The following is a 13,355-nucleotide window of genomic DNA, read 5'->3' on the forward strand; positions in this document are numbered from 1 at the left end:
TAAAGAGAGGCTGATATGAGTTTACAAGCTGAATTAAACGAATTGATTACCAGTAAAGGCTGGTCGCAAGCGCAAGCAGCGCGGGCTATCGGTAAGAGTCCTGCGGTCATTAACCAGTATTTACAGGGTAAATATGCTGGTGATGTAGACGGCATTAATAAACTGATCGAGGGATTCATTGCGCGTGAGCGTGAGAAGGACAAAGGTCAGCGCATTACGGCTGAATACGTCAAAACGATGACGTCTGCACGCGGTATTGAGGTTATTCGAATGGCGCATCTGGACGGCGATATCAATGTGATTTACGGCGAGGCCGGGCTGGGTAAGACCATGATGTTACAGGAATACGCTGCACGTCATCGTGACGCCATACTGATTGAAGCCGACCCAGGCTACACCGCTCGTGTGGTACTTGAGGAACTGTGCAGTCGTCTCGGTCTCAGCAAGCGCGGCAATATGCACGAACTGAGCGAGGCGTGCATTGCAGCGCTGCGTGAGTCGGGCCGTATTGTGATGATCGACGAAGCGGAAAACTTGCCGTATCGCGCCCTCGAAACACTGCGCCGTATTCACGATAAAGCGGGGATCGGGCTGGTATTGGCCGGAATGCCGCGCCTGATCATCAACCTGAAAGGCAAGCGTGGTGAGTACCGACAGTTATATAGCCGCGTCGGATTTGCCCTGTTCATTGGTGATGTGTTGCCAGAGGACGATATCAACATTATCGCTACCCATATGCTGCCTGATGCGCAGAACGCCGACATAGCGGGGGCGCTGTTTAAAGCCTGCCGTGGTAATGCTCGGCGACTGTTTAAGTTGGTACGAGGTGTCAGCCGTCATAGCGATATTAGCGGTAATGCTATTAGCGCGGGCGCGGTACGTAAATTTGCAGAAATGCTGATTAGTTAATTAATGAGGTATTAATGATGTGCAAATTGCCAATTAACAATCCTGAATTAATGAGGCCAATTAATCGGCTGATTCAGTCTGGTATTAATGTCGTCAATGTAAATTTAAATTTTAAACGCCCTGTGATTGAAGTTGATCGTCCACTCAAAGCGTGGGAAGCCGGAGCAGTGGATATTACTGAAACCCGTAACGGTGTGCGGCAAATTGTAAAAATGACGCGCTGGCGTGGCGCTCACATTATCTGGAGGTAGTTGATGGCAAAAGTCATTGTGTATTTGCGTGACCGATCGCGCGGGCTAATGGTTGATTGCAAGGTCGAGCTTGAGCCTAGCGATAGTGAACTGTCGCAGCGTGCTGCCGAAAAGGTTGCGGCAGGTCTGGTCGGACACGTACTAGCGAAAGTTGAAGCAGTAGTGAAAAAATCCAAATCACGTAAGGGGAAAGTCAATGTCCATTAAAAACAAACAATTCACCGAAACCGCAGCCCCGGAGGGGTACTGGGTTGATGCTAAGGGCGTATTAACGCCAGAGCATTTGATTAAACCGATTGATACTGCGCGTGATGCGCTGGTTGCGGAACTTATTGGTCGTGCGTTGGTTGTCAATAAAGCGCTGACTGAGTTTAAGTTGTCTGGCTTTGCTGATATCGCCGCGTTCGTAGCGCTTTCTGGCGATGAGTACGGCGTTAACTTGGGTGGAAAAAAAGGCAATGTCACTCTGTATAGCTACGATGGCCGTTACAAGATTCAGCGAGCTATGCAAGATCGCATTGATTTTGATGAGCGCCTACAAGCTGCTAAAGCGTTGATTGATGAGTGTCTGGCGGATTGGGTAGAAGGTGCACGTCCAGAGGTTCATGCCATTATCAATCGCGCGTTTCAGTCTGAGAAATCAGGTGAGGTTAACACCGGTGCGGTGCTGGCCTTGCGTCGACTTGAGATTGCGGACGAGCGCTGGAATCGGGCGATGGATGCAATCGGCGAAGCGGTACAAGTCGTTGGTAGTCGTTCTTATATTCGCGTCTATGAGCGGATCGGCGACTCTGACCAGTATCAACCTATTTCGTTAGATATCGCAGGGGTGTGATGTGAACGCTGGCGAGTTTAATAAAAAGCATAAGGTTGTGACGGCGTTTTTTCATCGCGCCCCTCCTCTACGCCCAGGACGAATGGTTAAAACGGTCGATATCGCGCGTGACTTTTAATTGCGGTGCGATTGTTGAAATTAATCTTGAGCCTTATTTCGTCAAAATTAATACGTTAAAACCCGCAAGCTGATTTAAACCGAAATTAAAACTTCTTTAAAAATGGCGTAAACCCGCCAGGGTTGGCTTACGCCAAAATCAGGAGAATTGAATTATGTCAGATAAACAAGATATGCAGGTGAAATGCACTCGTTGCAGAAATAACCATCTGAAATCTGAACGGGTAGATGTATTCGACCCCAAGGCTAAATATTTCATCACATATAATTCGACCTGCCCGCGCTGTGGCTGCAAAAGCTATTACGATTCAACACCGAACTTTGCATGGTGTTGGGCAAGCGGCCTGATTGAAATCGGTGATACATCACCTGTTGATGATTCTGGAGCCATTCTGATCGCCACCGGGCCTAAGTATGCATTGGAAATGTTCCTTAATGTCGTCGCGCGGCATGGCAAAGGAGCCAGCGAGGGGAAATTGCTGGTTCCTGGTGTGCCAGAGGCCCCCGATGGGGATGCGGCTATTAAGGCCTTAGAAACATGGTTGAAATGGTGCGCCCCCCACAAAGTCGCGAAACGTGATGGCATTACGCTCGTATTAGGTGGGAGGGTTGAATAATGTCCGTCTCAATTAATGTTTCCGTTAGATATACCAGCGGCGCGTATTTCGCCAGGGCAAACGGCAAAACTGCATCATGTACATACAGCGCCGAAGTTGCTGTAAATAGCGTCGGTAAAAAGCTGTTCGGCAACCCGCAAAAGCTGATTGTTGCGCAAATAAAACCAGCATCTTTTAATGAAAAAGGCCATTTCATTATTTCCCCTGACCCCTACCAATCTTGCCGAGTGTGCAACTGCGTGTTTGAGCACGCATGTGAAGGCGGCTGCCATTGGGTTGAGAGTGATTTGTGCAGCCGCTGCGCGGAAGGTGGGGTGTGATATGGCAATCGTTAACAGTTGTGAATATCTGGAAAACGGCGCAAAGCGCCTTTACCGCCTGAACGATGGCACGCTCGTAAAAGAGCGTCCAGCACTACCTGGGAAGTCCCGTTTTGAGTTTTACGACGCACGCGGCAATCGCATTTACAAACCTGCGACACAGCGGGAAATGAAACAGGCCATTGAACGTCATAAAAAATTTTGGAGAGTGTCATGAATAATGTTCGCGCTGATTTACATTTGCTGGATGGTTTTATTGCCCATAACCCCGATTTGGGTGATCGGTTTCTGGATATGTTGGCTAATTGTCGTGACGAGCTGCTGGATCTGCGTAAGCAAAGTCCCAATCCTGACCAACAGATTCTCGGCCATGTCGGCAATCAGTCCGTGGGCTGTTTCATCAATCGGTATGAGTTGAGTGGGGATAATGAAACCCTCACGCTAACCTTGCACCACACGCTGGATGGTCAAGTTCTGGAGCAGGATGTCACGTTGACCGCACATTGTGGCCGTTGGCAGGCTGTTATTGCCCTGGATGAATTCCCCGATACTGAATCCCCCGCGGGTGCACTGTTTAAGCTCTCTGACTGGCTAATGCGCCTCGGCCTTGCTGCCCGGATTGATGCTGTTACAGAACAACGATTGGAGGCGCTGACAGAATGAAAACCATTAATGATACACGGCTGGAAGTAATTGGCTTTGGTTCAGTTCCTGCCGGCGTGGACGAACAGCGAGAAATGGCGCGTGAATTGATATCACTGCGCACACAATTGGCAGAGCTGCGAGGGCAAGATGTATTTATGTACGGAATCGCAGATCCAGATGGTAATGCATATTTTGATGAGTGCTGTGTCGGCGATGCGGGCTTGATGGGTGATGAAGTAGCAAGGCTAAATGACGATCTGGAAGATGGCGATCCTCTTTATTCCGTTGTTGAGTTGTTTTGCCGCCCCGTTCCATCAGTTGCAAGCCAGCCTTACGTGGTGCCGGATGAGATGCTAGAAACACCAGACGAAGACGCAGAGATCGATGCCTACAATAAGGGGAAAACTGACGGCTGGAATGCCTATCGCACCGCAATGCTTCATCTAGTACGTAAGGACGGTGACGCATGACAAGTGCAATCCAGCAGCAGGCAGCGGCGCGTAAGCGCCGCCAACGCGCCCGTCAGTCTTCACTGTTCGGCCAGCATCGGCTAGAGCTTCAATTGTCGGATAGCGAGTGGCAGATGCTGGAAGAGAACTGCAATCGCCGTAATCCGGGCCGGGAGCCTTACAGTAAAGCCGATTATGTCTCTCTGCTGATACTTTGCGATAACGAGCGTCTGGCGCGGCAGGAAGCCGCACTGGGCGTTTGTCCACGTTGTCATGAGACACTGCCTGCGGGCTGTAATAGATTGTTCAAGGGCGAAGCGGCATGTTGGTTTACGCGTGATTTTCGGCGTTTGAATCTAACAGGTGTGACCGGTCACGCACAATTAAGTGATGAGTGTGGGGAGCAACAGTTATGAATATTCAGCAACGCCGCATGATTGGCGCGATTAAAGCGGGTCAAGCCGCGCTCGGGTGGGATGATGTGACCTACCGTAGCGTGTTAGCTCGCTTGACGGGCAAGTCCTCATCGACCATTTGCACAATAACAGAACTGGAGCAGGTTAAGGAGTATATGCACCAGCAGGGCTACCCACGTAAGGCGAAAAAGCGTGGTCGCAAGCCGAGCGTTCCTGCCAGCAAAAAAAACGTACTCAGCAAAATTGAGGCGCTGTTGGCTGATGCTAAGCGCCCGTGGCAGTATGCCGAGACTATGGCGCAGCATATGTTTGGTGTACGATATGTTGACTGGCTGGATATACAGCAGTTAACCAAACTCATGCAGGCGTTGATCATCGACGCCAAACGTCGAGACAAAACCGAGGGTTAATCATGGAACTGGAACGTGTTGCCGGGCTGCTGCCCGATGTAGTCCTGCAAATAGCCGACCTCATCGGTTTTCCGGCAACCGCCCAGCTTTTGGAGAAATTCGGCGGTACGACGTTCCCTATCGGAAAAGGGTTGCGGGCGCTGGGCGCACATCGTGCGGAGCTACTGCGTGATACGGTTGGTGAAGATAATGCCTTGCTGCTGGTTAAGAATTTTGGCGGTGAAGTGCTTTATCTCCCGCGTTGCGACCGTGCTTTGCGCGAACTGCGTAACCAGCGCTTTCTTACTGAGTTCGCAGAACTGCGGAACGGTGGTACATCATCCCTGATGGTTATGACGCAGCTCTGCCCCAAATACGGGTTTTCTGACCGGTTCGCGTGGAAATTGGTGCGGGAAAGTAAAACGGCGGTAACACACTCACAACAAAATCTTTTTTGAGAAAAAATAATGAGAAAATCACTTTTTATACTTCTGATGTGCATTGGTTTCACTGCGTCAGCTAACGACATGAGCCAATTGGAAACTGTAAACAAAGCATTAACTGGTGACTATCAGACTCAGCGAAATTTAGCCTTTAGCTACAGCAACGGATGGGGGGCGAAAGGTGATGTTGATTTTTTCCCAAAAAGCCCTATTCATGCTTGTGCGTGGCGCAAAATAATCTTGCTTACCAATACGGACAAAATCGATGATAACGATTACAGCAATGAATCTATTGACTGCAAGAATGTCCATCCGACAGAAAATAAGGACGTTTGGTCACTGGTTTTCGGCATCTTACAAAAAATGAACAAGTAATAACAACCTTACCACTGAACCCCTTCCACTGACTCACCTCCCCGCGTAATTCAATACTGACCACCTCACATAACGAGGTGGTTTCATGAACATTTTCAATAACAAAATCTTTCGTATTGCCCGTCTTAAACGCCTGCTGGGCTGGCAGTTGACGGCCGTTCTGCTGCTGGTTCTGATCGGCCTGGTTTCACCGCAGCAACTTCCCGTTGTCATTTACAAAATCTCACTCATCACATTAGCGGCAGTGCTGGGCTACTGGCTTGATCGTTCGTTGTTCCCGAAGGCCGGGTTAGCGCAATATCTGGAACACAACCCCGAACTAATGAAAACCGCTATCTATCCGGTTAAATCAGGTTGCGAGCGGGTCTTTGCCGCTGCACTCATTCGACGTGCAATCATCGTTGCTGCTGTTTGCCTGGCTGTGGCAATGGGGCTGTAATCATGGGCTGGCCGCAAATTACCTGGTTTGTGATTGCATGGCTGATGTGGGCTGGCGGTTTTTTCGGTCATGCCCACGCCGCACAGCCTCCTACCACCGCTCAACAGTACCGTAATGATGTGATCCGCAGCGCACGGTTGGATTGGGGTATCAATGCCCCGGTTGCTGATTTTGCCGCCCAGTTTCATCAAGAAAGCGGCTGGAATCCTCGTGCCGTCTCCCCTGTGGGTGCTCAGGGACTGGCGCAGTTTATGCCCGCCACCTCCGATTGGTTCAGCCGCATCATCCCTGAGTTAAAGACGAACCAACCGTTTAATCCCGCCTGGGCTATTCGAGCCTTAACGCGTTATGACCGCTGGCTGTGGGAGCGTGTCAGTGCTCGCAACGAGTGTGAGCGAATGGCAATGACTTTAGCGTCATACAACGGCGGATTGGGTTGGGTGCAGCGCGATCAGGCACTGGCAGCACAGAGAGGGTTAGACCGTCAGCGCTGGTTTGGTCATGTCGCCACGGTTAACGCCGGACGAACTGCGGCCAACTGGCGCGAGAATCGCCACTATCCGCAGCGCATTTTGCATGAGTTAGCCCCGCGTTACCTAACCTGGGGAGGCCGTAGCTGTGATAGCGCTATTTAAAACCTACTGGCCGCACCTGCTGATACTCGCCGCCGTCACCGCATTTGGCTACAAATTCGGACATGACGTGGGCAAACACGCCCAGCAAGCCGATCTGCAAGCAACCATCAAAACCCTGCGGGATAGCATCGATAAGAAAACCGCGCAGATTCTGGCGTATGAGCAGGACAAGCGCCAGGCTGCCGAGCAACACGCTGCCGCCTTGCAAAAAGCCAAGGAGGATACGGCGGCACAGCGAGCACGCGCAGACCAACTCGCCGCTGAACTGCTGCAAACCCAGGCTGAACTTTCCCAGGCCAATGAACAGCGTAAAAAGGACATCCCCCATGCAATTAAAAATGATGGTCATGCTTTTACCGGCATTGGCCCTGACAGCCTGCGCCTCTACCGTGCCAACCTCGGCTATACCGATTACAGCTTGTCCGGCACCGGACAAGCCCCCGGCGGAGCTGCTTTATATTCCGCCGATGCCACCCGCACCCGAGGCGGACTCTCCCCAGCCGGACTCCTCGGCCACAGCGGCGACTACGGCGAATGGTGCCTGACGCTACGCGGCAAGCTTGAGCAACTCAACAAGTTTTATAACGACAACAAGGAGCGCAGCAAGTGAGCCCTGAATGGACGCTCGGTGTCGCAATGACCTTGATCTCAATGCTGTTTGGCCTGGTAGTGCGCGGCCTCAGCGAGACACTGAAATCGCTGCGGGCCGACGTTGAGCGCATCAAAAACGATTACCAGCGTCGTGAGGATGCACGGCGCGATCAGGATTCCGTCATGGACGCCTTGCGCGACCTGAAAAAAACGATTGAACGTATCGATAACAAACTGGACAGGAAAGCAGATAAATGAAGGCAAGGCAAAAACGCCGTGTGCGCCGCGTCAGTGCGGTAGTCGAAGGCATTGATACCCAAACCCTGAACACCATTAAAAACCGCCTGGCGGCGCTACAAGCTCAGACATTTCCAGCATCTGACCTCTCGGCGATCGCCGGTCAGCTTGATCGCATTGAGCATCGCATGGACAGCATCGAAGCCGCCGCCGTTCGCCAGGGTGCGATTGCCGGTGGCGTCGCGGGCGGTGTCGCCGGTGGGCTTATCACCACCACAATTTTATTAATCAAAGCACGAATGGGGCTGTAATGGCACACCCGCAGGAAATCCGCGACAAGCTGCGACGGGCCTATATTTTCGGGCAGATGTCCCTTGAGATTGCCGCCGCGCAATCGGGCGTTGCGTTCGGAACGGCGCGGCGCTGGAAGAAAGAGGCGCAGGATGCGGGCGATGACTGGGACAAGCTGCGGGCGGCTCATGTGATGGCGGGCGGTGGTCTTGAAGATATTGGCCGCGCGGTCTTAACCGGGCTGGTAACGCAGTACCAGACCACGCTTGAAATGCTCAACGGCGAGGCAGGTATCCCAGCGCGTGAGCGCGTCGAACTGCTGGCAAGCCTGGCAGATGCTTTTAACAAGGCAACGTCGGCCAGCAAGAAGATCCTGCCGGAAACCAGTGAGCTGTCCGTCGCGCTTGAGGTTATCCAGTTGCTGTCAACGTTCATCCGTGAGCGTCACCCCAAACACCTGGAGGCGTTCGTCAGCATCCTTGATGGCTTTGGTGAAGAGATAGGAAAACGTTATGGCTGACAAATTAATTCGCATTAACAATGAAAACGCCGTAATGGCAAGTCAGATAACCCGTATAGAGCGGGGCTGCTACGGCGATGTTTTCGTCTGGGCCGATGGCGTAAAACACACTCTGCTACCGGGCTACGGCGAAGCCTGCTATCAGGCCGAGACGCGCATTATCAATGAGATTAACGCGGCATTAAGTGGGGATTAAATGGCGCGTAAATCCAACAAGCTGACCGCCAAAGACTTTGCCAAAGAGCTTGAAGAACTGGCGGCAACGCTACGCCGGACTATCGAGGCCGAATGTGTCGGCTTTGATCCGTCAGCGGCGGCCATTGCTGAGCGACGCGCCTGCGTATTCGATCCGGTCAGCGGGTATGACTATTTTGTTGAGCACTACTTCCCGCACTATGTGCGCCACACCGATAAAAGCGAGCTGCATAAATACTTGTTTACGCGCCTGCCGGAGATTATCGCCAGTACCAAAGGCGAAAATGATGCCATAGCCGCACCGCGTGGCGAGGCTAAATCAACGTTGGTCAGCCAGTTGTTCTCGCTGTGGTGCATCATCTGTGGCTTTAAACATTACCTGGTCATCGTGATGGACTCCATTGATCAGGCCTATCCGATGCTTGAAGCCATCAAGGCCGAACTGGCGTTTAACCCCCGCATTGATATGGATTTCCCCGAGGTGGCAGGCGGTGGCCGTGTCTGGCAGGCCGGAACCATCGTCACGCACAACGATATCAAGGTGCAGGTAGCGGGCAGCGGTAAAAAGCTGCGTGGCCTGCGCCACGGCCCGTACCGCCCTGATTTAGTGGTGTTGGATGATATCGAAAACGACGAGCAGGTGCGCAGCCCGGAACAGCGCGACAAGCTGGATAACTGGCTGAAAAAAACCATCCTGCCGCTCGGTGGCGCGGGCGCGAAGTTCGACGTTATCTATATCGGCACCATCCTGCATTACGATTCAGTCCTGTCGCGCACCCTGAAAAATCCCCTGTGGAAATCGGCACGCTTTAAAGCCGTTATTCAATGGCCGGTCAATATGTCGTTGTGGGACGAATGGGAAGAGATCCTGCGTAATAACGACAGTAACGGCGAATGGATGGCGAACGCGTTTTACCAGAACCACAAGCTCGAAATGGACGAGGGCGCAGTGGTGTCCTGGTCTGCCCGTCCGATACTGACGCTGATGTTGATCCGCGCACGCGACGGTCACAGTACCTTTGATTCCGAGTACCAGAATGACCCGGTCAGCGGCGAAGATGCCCCCTTTGCTAACTGCATTACATTCTGGGTAAACAGGCTTAACGAGTGGCTTTTCTTTGGTTCATGTGACCCCAGTCTGGGGTTGCATGGGAAAAAACGTGACCCAGCCGCAATACTGGTCGGCGGTTTTAACCGCCACACCGGCATCTTAGATGTTGTGGAAGCCTCTATCCGTAAGCGCGTTCCTGACAAAATCATTTCCGACATTGTCGAGTTTCAGAAAGTCTATTGCTGTTTGGTATGGTCGTTTGAAGCAGTCCAGTTCCAGGAGTTCCTCCGCGCAGAACTGGTAAAACGTAGTGCTATATTGGGCATCCCCGTTCCAGCCCGTCCGGTAACACCAAACAGCGATAAGTTGCTGCGCATCGAGTCCTTGCAGCCACATATGGCAAACGGATTAATTCGATTACATCCGAGCCAATCTACATTGATTGACCAGTTACGACACTTCCCGATGGCTGACCATGACGACGGCCCGGATGCCTTACATATGCTGTGGGCGCTGGCCGTGTCTGGATTTGGTGCATTTTCATTTACCCCTGCGCCCCGTCATTCTGATTCTGATGACCGGGGCAGTCGTTTTGGCTCTGGAGGCTGGTAGTTTATGGCTCAGATTGTGGATCTACACGGTCGCCCACTTAACCGCGAGGTACTGAAAAACCCGCAGACCGCGCGTGTCGCACAGATAACCCGGCACTTTCCCGAACATCCCTCGCGCGGCCTGTCGATCCGTCGTCTGCCGCGTATCCTTGAGGCCGCAGAGCGCGGGGATTTATCCGCTCAGGCGGATTTGTTTGAGGACATGATTGAGAAGGACGGGCATATCTTTTCGGAGATGTCCAAACGCAAAAATGCCCTACTGGGGCTGGACTGGAGTATCGAACCGCCGCGCAACGCGACAGCCGAAGAGAAAAACCTCACGGCGATGATCCGCGAGTGGATGGATGATATTGCCAATTTTGAAGATATTATCCTCAACGCAGCGGAAGCTATCGGCCACGGTTTCTCGGCGCAGGAGATTGAACATTGGGAGTTTGAGGAGAATGTCTGGTTGCCTGACAAAATCACGCTGCGCCCGCACCGTTGGTTCTGTACTAACCCCGAGATTGACGACACGGTGCGCCTGTCAGATGGCAGCATGAACGGTGCCGAGCTGTGGCCGTTCGGCTGGCTGGTGCATACCCACAATGCCAAATCGGGCTATGTGGCGCAGTCCGGGTTATACCGCGTGCTGGTATGGCCGTACCTGTTTAAGAATTACAGCGTGCGTGATTTTGCCGAGTTTCTGGAGATTTACGGCTTGCCCGCCCGCGTTGGCAAGTACATGGAAGGCTCATCTGACGAACAAAAAAACGCGCTGTTGCACGCTCTGGTGACACTCGGCCACAACGCCGCCGGTATTATCCCGATGGGGAGTGAAATTTCGTTTGAAGCGGCAGCAGAGGGGCAGTCCGACCCCTTCATGGCGATGATCGACTGGTGCGAACGGACGGTCTCAAAAGCGGTACTCGGGGGAACACTCACCAGCCAGGCAGACGGCAAAACCTCAACCAACGCCCTGGGAAATGTCCACAATGAAGTGCGCCACGACATTCTGGTCGCCGATGCGAAGCAGTTGCACGGCTTCTTCCAGGGCATGATTCACATGCTGTTATCCATTAACGGCTATCAGGTCAGCCGCCGCCGGTTGCCCAAGTTCGTGTTTGATACCAGCGAACTAGAGGATATCGGTTCGTTCTCTACCGGTGTGTCTACGCTCGTCCAGGCCGGATTGAAAACCATCCCGACCTCATGGGTACACAAAAAAGTCGGTATCCCTGTGCCGCAGAATGACGAGCCGGTGCTCGAAGGCGCACCGACACCGATGGCCGGATTATCCGTTTCCCCGTACCGCGCCTTTGCCGCACTCAGTACGGTGCCGGAAGAAATCAGCGACCCGGCACAGGTGGCACTCGACAGCGCCCGCTCAACGCCGGAAGCGATAAACGATGCCATGCAGGCGCTGATTGTGCCACTGGTCGCGGCGTTGCAGCAGGGACAAACGCCGGATGATGCGCTGGATACCATCGCGGCCAGCTATCCTTTGCTTGATGACGCACAGCTCCAGCAGTTGCTGAAACAGGCGCTGTTTGTCGCGGATGTGTGGGGGCGACTGAATGCCGACAGCTAACTCCAGCGACGTCAATCTGGCGTATGCCATTGGTCTGAAACCCGAAGAAGCGATCCGCTATTTTGAGTCGAAGGGGTACGCCATTGGTTTTAACTGGCATGACGTCGAAGCCCGTGCGCACGCCACCGCCTTCACTGTCGCCGGTGTTCTCAAGCAGGATGTGTTAGAGGATATCCGGGGCGGTCTCAATACCGCGCTGAAAAATGGCGAAACGCTGGAGCAGTTCAGGCGTCGGTTACATCCCGTTCTTGCGCAAAAGGGTTGGCTGGGTACGGGGCTGAAAGCCGATGAAGACGGCGTGCTTGAAGGGAAAAAACTTACCCCGCGCCGTCTGAAAACCATTTTTGAAACCAATATGCAGGCGGCGTATAACGCTGGCCGTTACGAGGAGCAGCTCGCTAACGCAGAGTTTCGTCCCTACTTGCAGCGCGTGGGGATCATGGATACCCATATCCGCCCAAGCCACGCCGCGTTACATGGCTACACCGCAAGGATTGATGATCCGGTCTGGCAGTTTATGTACCCACCAGATGGTTATGGGTGCCGTTGCCGTATCCGGGCGCGTTCCCAGGCCGATGTTGAACGCCTGAACATCACAATCCAGCACAGCGAAATCGTCGAGGTCGAACAAGCCTGGGGGCCGAATGATTCACGCATGGTCAGTGCGATTAAGTGGAACGGCCAGTTATATACGCCGGATGCGGGTTTTGGTCACAACCCCGGCGAGGGATATCTTGCCGCCCTCGGTCAGCGGCTGCTTGAGCGTTCTGCCGTCGCCGAACCGCAGTTGGCATCGCTGGCCGTTCGCCAGACGCTGGGTAACGAGACGCTGTTAAAGGCCGTTTCAACCGACGTTAACGCGTTCGTCAATAACACGCTGCTGAACAAACAGGCACGCGGCCAGCTCCGGCACGTTGGCGCACTGCCGCCGCAGGTGGTGGATCGGCTTTCCGAGAAAGGCGTGGCGGTGGAATCGGCGGTGATCACCCTGACTGATGAAAACCTGTTACACGCCATACGTGACAGCAAAGACGCGCAACTTCCGGCCCCACTCTGGCAGCGTCTGCCTGAGTTCATCCTGAACCCCAGAGCCATTCTCTATAACACGCAGAAAGTGGATGCAGCCTTAACCTATGTGCTGGATTTACCCGATATGTCCGGCAAGCTGGTTGTGTTCATTGATCGCGAGCTAAAGGCCCGACCGCCAGAGGGGGGGGGAAAGAACGGATAAAAACCAATCTGATACGAACAGGAAAAATCCTGGCGAATGATGAATCACTGAAAAACAAAGGGATTAACGAAGTGCTGTGGGGCAGTCTTGATTAGGCGGTGGGATGAACAGCGCCGGACTCGAACCGGATCATGCTCAAACGCTCAAGGCGTAGCAGCAACCGTTACCCATTGGAAACAACTCTCCATCCACCGCACTTTCAGTATACACCGGGTAAT

General features: G+C 53.1%; 23 protein-coding genes. All 23 read left to right on the forward strand.

Annotation, left to right across the window (positions count from 1 at the left end; translation table 11 throughout):
- Positions 1 to 15: 15 nt before the first annotated feature.
- Positions 16 to 909, forward strand: a complete 894-nt coding sequence (locus RFN81_RS14265) for an AAA family ATPase (RefSeq protein ID WP_264496453.1) — start codon at positions 16 to 18, stop codon at positions 907 to 909.
- Between the two features lie 14 nt (positions 910 to 923).
- Positions 924 to 1,160 (forward strand): hypothetical protein, encoded by a 237-nt coding sequence (locus tag RFN81_RS14270; protein ID WP_264496454.1) that lies wholly within the window; start codon positions 924 to 926, stop codon positions 1,158 to 1,160.
- 3 nt (positions 1,161 to 1,163) lie between these two features.
- Positions 1,164 to 1,367 (forward strand): hypothetical protein, encoded by a 204-nt coding sequence (locus RFN81_RS14275; RefSeq protein ID WP_264496455.1) that lies wholly within the window; start codon positions 1,164 to 1,166, stop codon positions 1,365 to 1,367.
- The gene (locus RFN81_RS14280; RefSeq protein WP_205541119.1) at positions 1,357 to 1,995 is read left to right on the forward strand and encodes a DUF3164 family protein; all 639 of its coding nucleotides are present in this window, start codon (positions 1,357 to 1,359) and stop codon (positions 1,993 to 1,995) included. Before RFN81_RS14275 ends, RFN81_RS14280 begins: the two co-directional genes overlap by 11 nt.
- Positions 1,996 to 2,267: 272 nt before the next feature.
- On the forward strand, positions 2,268 to 2,729 hold the full coding sequence (locus tag RFN81_RS14285) for a hypothetical protein (RefSeq protein WP_264496456.1): 462 nt from the start codon (positions 2,268 to 2,270) through the stop codon (positions 2,727 to 2,729).
- Complete coding sequence (locus RFN81_RS14290) at positions 2,729 to 3,049, forward strand: hypothetical protein (protein WP_264496457.1); 321 nt, start codon at positions 2,729 to 2,731, stop codon at positions 3,047 to 3,049. Before RFN81_RS14285 ends, RFN81_RS14290 begins: the two co-directional genes overlap by 1 nt.
- 1 nt (position 3,050) lies before the next feature.
- Complete coding sequence (locus RFN81_RS14295) at positions 3,051 to 3,266, forward strand: hypothetical protein (protein WP_264496458.1); 216 nt, start codon at positions 3,051 to 3,053, stop codon at positions 3,264 to 3,266.
- A complete protein-coding gene (locus tag RFN81_RS14300) occupies positions 3,263 to 3,712 on the forward strand; it encodes a hypothetical protein (protein ID WP_264496459.1) in 450 nt (149 codons plus the stop codon). The genes RFN81_RS14295 and RFN81_RS14300 overlap by 4 nt, the downstream gene beginning before the upstream one ends.
- Positions 3,709 to 4,164 carry a hypothetical protein gene (locus tag RFN81_RS14305; RefSeq protein WP_264496460.1) on the forward strand — a complete coding sequence of 152 codons (456 nt, stop codon included), beginning with the start codon at positions 3,709 to 3,711 and terminating at the stop codon, positions 4,162 to 4,164. The genes RFN81_RS14300 and RFN81_RS14305 overlap by 4 nt, the downstream gene beginning before the upstream one ends.
- Positions 4,161 to 4,559 carry a hypothetical protein gene (locus RFN81_RS14310; protein WP_264496461.1) on the forward strand — a complete coding sequence of 133 codons (399 nt, stop codon included), beginning with the start codon at positions 4,161 to 4,163 and terminating at the stop codon, positions 4,557 to 4,559. The genes RFN81_RS14305 and RFN81_RS14310 overlap by 4 nt, the downstream gene beginning before the upstream one ends.
- Positions 4,556 to 4,969, forward strand: a complete 414-nt coding sequence (locus RFN81_RS14315; RefSeq protein WP_264496462.1) for a gp16 family protein — start codon at positions 4,556 to 4,558, stop codon at positions 4,967 to 4,969. Before RFN81_RS14310 ends, RFN81_RS14315 begins: the two co-directional genes overlap by 4 nt.
- A 2-nt stretch (positions 4,970 to 4,971) precedes the next feature.
- Positions 4,972 to 5,406 (forward strand): Mor transcription activator family protein, encoded by a 435-nt coding sequence (locus RFN81_RS14320; protein ID WP_264496463.1) that lies wholly within the window; start codon positions 4,972 to 4,974, stop codon positions 5,404 to 5,406.
- Positions 5,407 to 5,415: 9 nt separating this feature from the next.
- Positions 5,416 to 5,766 carry a hypothetical protein gene (locus RFN81_RS14325; RefSeq protein ID WP_264496464.1) on the forward strand — a complete coding sequence of 117 codons (351 nt, stop codon included), beginning with the start codon at positions 5,416 to 5,418 and terminating at the stop codon, positions 5,764 to 5,766.
- An 85-nt stretch (positions 5,767 to 5,851) separates the two neighbouring features.
- Complete coding sequence (locus RFN81_RS14330) at positions 5,852 to 6,205, forward strand: putative holin (protein ID WP_264496465.1); 354 nt, start codon at positions 5,852 to 5,854, stop codon at positions 6,203 to 6,205.
- A 2-nt stretch (positions 6,206 to 6,207) separates the two neighbouring features.
- The gene (locus RFN81_RS14335; RefSeq protein WP_264496466.1) at positions 6,208 to 6,840 is read left to right on the forward strand and encodes a transglycosylase SLT domain-containing protein; all 633 of its coding nucleotides are present in this window, start codon (positions 6,208 to 6,210) and stop codon (positions 6,838 to 6,840) included.
- Entirely contained in the window at positions 6,824 to 7,450 is a 627-nt protein-coding gene (locus RFN81_RS14340) for a hypothetical protein (RefSeq protein WP_264496467.1), read from the forward strand. Before RFN81_RS14335 ends, RFN81_RS14340 begins: the two co-directional genes overlap by 17 nt.
- Complete coding sequence (locus tag RFN81_RS14345) at positions 7,447 to 7,689, forward strand: hypothetical protein (protein WP_264496468.1); 243 nt, start codon at positions 7,447 to 7,449, stop codon at positions 7,687 to 7,689. The genes RFN81_RS14340 and RFN81_RS14345 overlap by 4 nt, the downstream gene beginning before the upstream one ends.
- The gene (locus RFN81_RS14350; protein WP_264496469.1) at positions 7,686 to 7,979 is read left to right on the forward strand and encodes a hypothetical protein; all 294 of its coding nucleotides are present in this window, start codon (positions 7,686 to 7,688) and stop codon (positions 7,977 to 7,979) included. The genes RFN81_RS14345 and RFN81_RS14350 overlap by 4 nt, the downstream gene beginning before the upstream one ends.
- Positions 7,979 to 8,479: a DUF1804 family protein gene (locus tag RFN81_RS14355; RefSeq protein ID WP_264496470.1), complete on the forward strand. Its 501-nt coding sequence runs from the start codon at positions 7,979 to 7,981 to the stop codon at positions 8,477 to 8,479. The genes RFN81_RS14350 and RFN81_RS14355 overlap by 1 nt, the downstream gene beginning before the upstream one ends.
- Positions 8,472 to 8,675, forward strand: coding sequence for a hypothetical protein (locus tag RFN81_RS14360; protein WP_264496471.1), 204 nt, complete (start codon positions 8,472 to 8,474; stop codon positions 8,673 to 8,675). The genes RFN81_RS14355 and RFN81_RS14360 overlap by 8 nt, the downstream gene beginning before the upstream one ends.
- Positions 8,676 to 10,337, forward strand: coding sequence for a phage terminase large subunit (terL, locus tag RFN81_RS14365; RefSeq protein WP_264496472.1), 1,662 nt, complete (start codon positions 8,676 to 8,678; stop codon positions 10,335 to 10,337).
- Between the two features lie 3 nt (positions 10,338 to 10,340).
- On the forward strand, positions 10,341 to 11,906 hold the full coding sequence (locus RFN81_RS14370; RefSeq protein WP_264496473.1) for a DUF935 domain-containing protein: 1,566 nt from the start codon (positions 10,341 to 10,343) through the stop codon (positions 11,904 to 11,906).
- Positions 11,893 to 13,137 (forward strand): phage minor head protein, encoded by a 1,245-nt coding sequence (locus RFN81_RS14375; RefSeq protein ID WP_264496474.1) that lies wholly within the window; start codon positions 11,893 to 11,895, stop codon positions 13,135 to 13,137. The genes RFN81_RS14370 and RFN81_RS14375 overlap by 14 nt, the downstream gene beginning before the upstream one ends.
- Positions 13,138 to 13,355: the final 218 nt, after the last annotated feature.

This window comes from Pectobacterium cacticida (assembly GCF_036885195.1).
In the GTDB taxonomy this organism is placed as follows: domain Bacteria; phylum Pseudomonadota; class Gammaproteobacteria; order Enterobacterales; family Enterobacteriaceae; genus Pectobacterium; species Pectobacterium cacticida.

Coding starts and splice junctions, on each gene's coding strand:
- RFN81_RS14370 (WP_264496473.1), top strand. CDS start 10,341: ATGGCTCAGATTGTGGATCTACACGGTCGCCCACTTAACCGCGAGGTA.
- RFN81_RS14280 (WP_205541119.1), top strand. CDS start 1,357: ATGTCCATTAAAAACAAACAATTCACCGAAACCGCAGCCCCGGAGGGG.
- RFN81_RS14375 (WP_264496474.1), top strand. CDS start 11,893: ATGCCGACAGCTAACTCCAGCGACGTCAATCTGGCGTATGCCATTGGT.
- RFN81_RS14265 (WP_264496453.1), top strand. CDS start 16: ATGAGTTTACAAGCTGAATTAAACGAATTGATTACCAGTAAAGGCTGG.
- RFN81_RS14355 (WP_264496470.1), top strand. CDS start 7,979: ATGGCACACCCGCAGGAAATCCGCGACAAGCTGCGACGGGCCTATATT.
- RFN81_RS14360 (WP_264496471.1), top strand. CDS start 8,472: ATGGCTGACAAATTAATTCGCATTAACAATGAAAACGCCGTAATGGCA.
- RFN81_RS14320 (WP_264496463.1), top strand. CDS start 4,972: ATGGAACTGGAACGTGTTGCCGGGCTGCTGCCCGATGTAGTCCTGCAA.
- RFN81_RS14270 (WP_264496454.1), top strand. CDS start 924: ATGATGTGCAAATTGCCAATTAACAATCCTGAATTAATGAGGCCAATT.
- RFN81_RS14310 (WP_264496461.1), top strand. CDS start 4,161: ATGACAAGTGCAATCCAGCAGCAGGCAGCGGCGCGTAAGCGCCGCCAA.
- RFN81_RS14325 (WP_264496464.1), top strand. CDS start 5,416: ATGAGAAAATCACTTTTTATACTTCTGATGTGCATTGGTTTCACTGCG.
- RFN81_RS14295 (WP_264496458.1), top strand. CDS start 3,051: ATGGCAATCGTTAACAGTTGTGAATATCTGGAAAACGGCGCAAAGCGC.
- RFN81_RS14305 (WP_264496460.1), top strand. CDS start 3,709: ATGAAAACCATTAATGATACACGGCTGGAAGTAATTGGCTTTGGTTCA.
- RFN81_RS14315 (WP_264496462.1), top strand. CDS start 4,556: ATGAATATTCAGCAACGCCGCATGATTGGCGCGATTAAAGCGGGTCAA.
- terL (WP_264496472.1), top strand. CDS start 8,676: ATGGCGCGTAAATCCAACAAGCTGACCGCCAAAGACTTTGCCAAAGAG.
- RFN81_RS14275 (WP_264496455.1), top strand. CDS start 1,164: ATGGCAAAAGTCATTGTGTATTTGCGTGACCGATCGCGCGGGCTAATG.
- RFN81_RS14335 (WP_264496466.1), top strand. CDS start 6,208: ATGGGCTGGCCGCAAATTACCTGGTTTGTGATTGCATGGCTGATGTGG.
- RFN81_RS14350 (WP_264496469.1), top strand. CDS start 7,686: ATGAAGGCAAGGCAAAAACGCCGTGTGCGCCGCGTCAGTGCGGTAGTC.
- RFN81_RS14285 (WP_264496456.1), top strand. CDS start 2,268: ATGTCAGATAAACAAGATATGCAGGTGAAATGCACTCGTTGCAGAAAT.
- RFN81_RS14330 (WP_264496465.1), top strand. CDS start 5,852: ATGAACATTTTCAATAACAAAATCTTTCGTATTGCCCGTCTTAAACGC.
- RFN81_RS14290 (WP_264496457.1), top strand. CDS start 2,729: ATGTCCGTCTCAATTAATGTTTCCGTTAGATATACCAGCGGCGCGTAT.
- RFN81_RS14300 (WP_264496459.1), top strand. CDS start 3,263: ATGAATAATGTTCGCGCTGATTTACATTTGCTGGATGGTTTTATTGCC.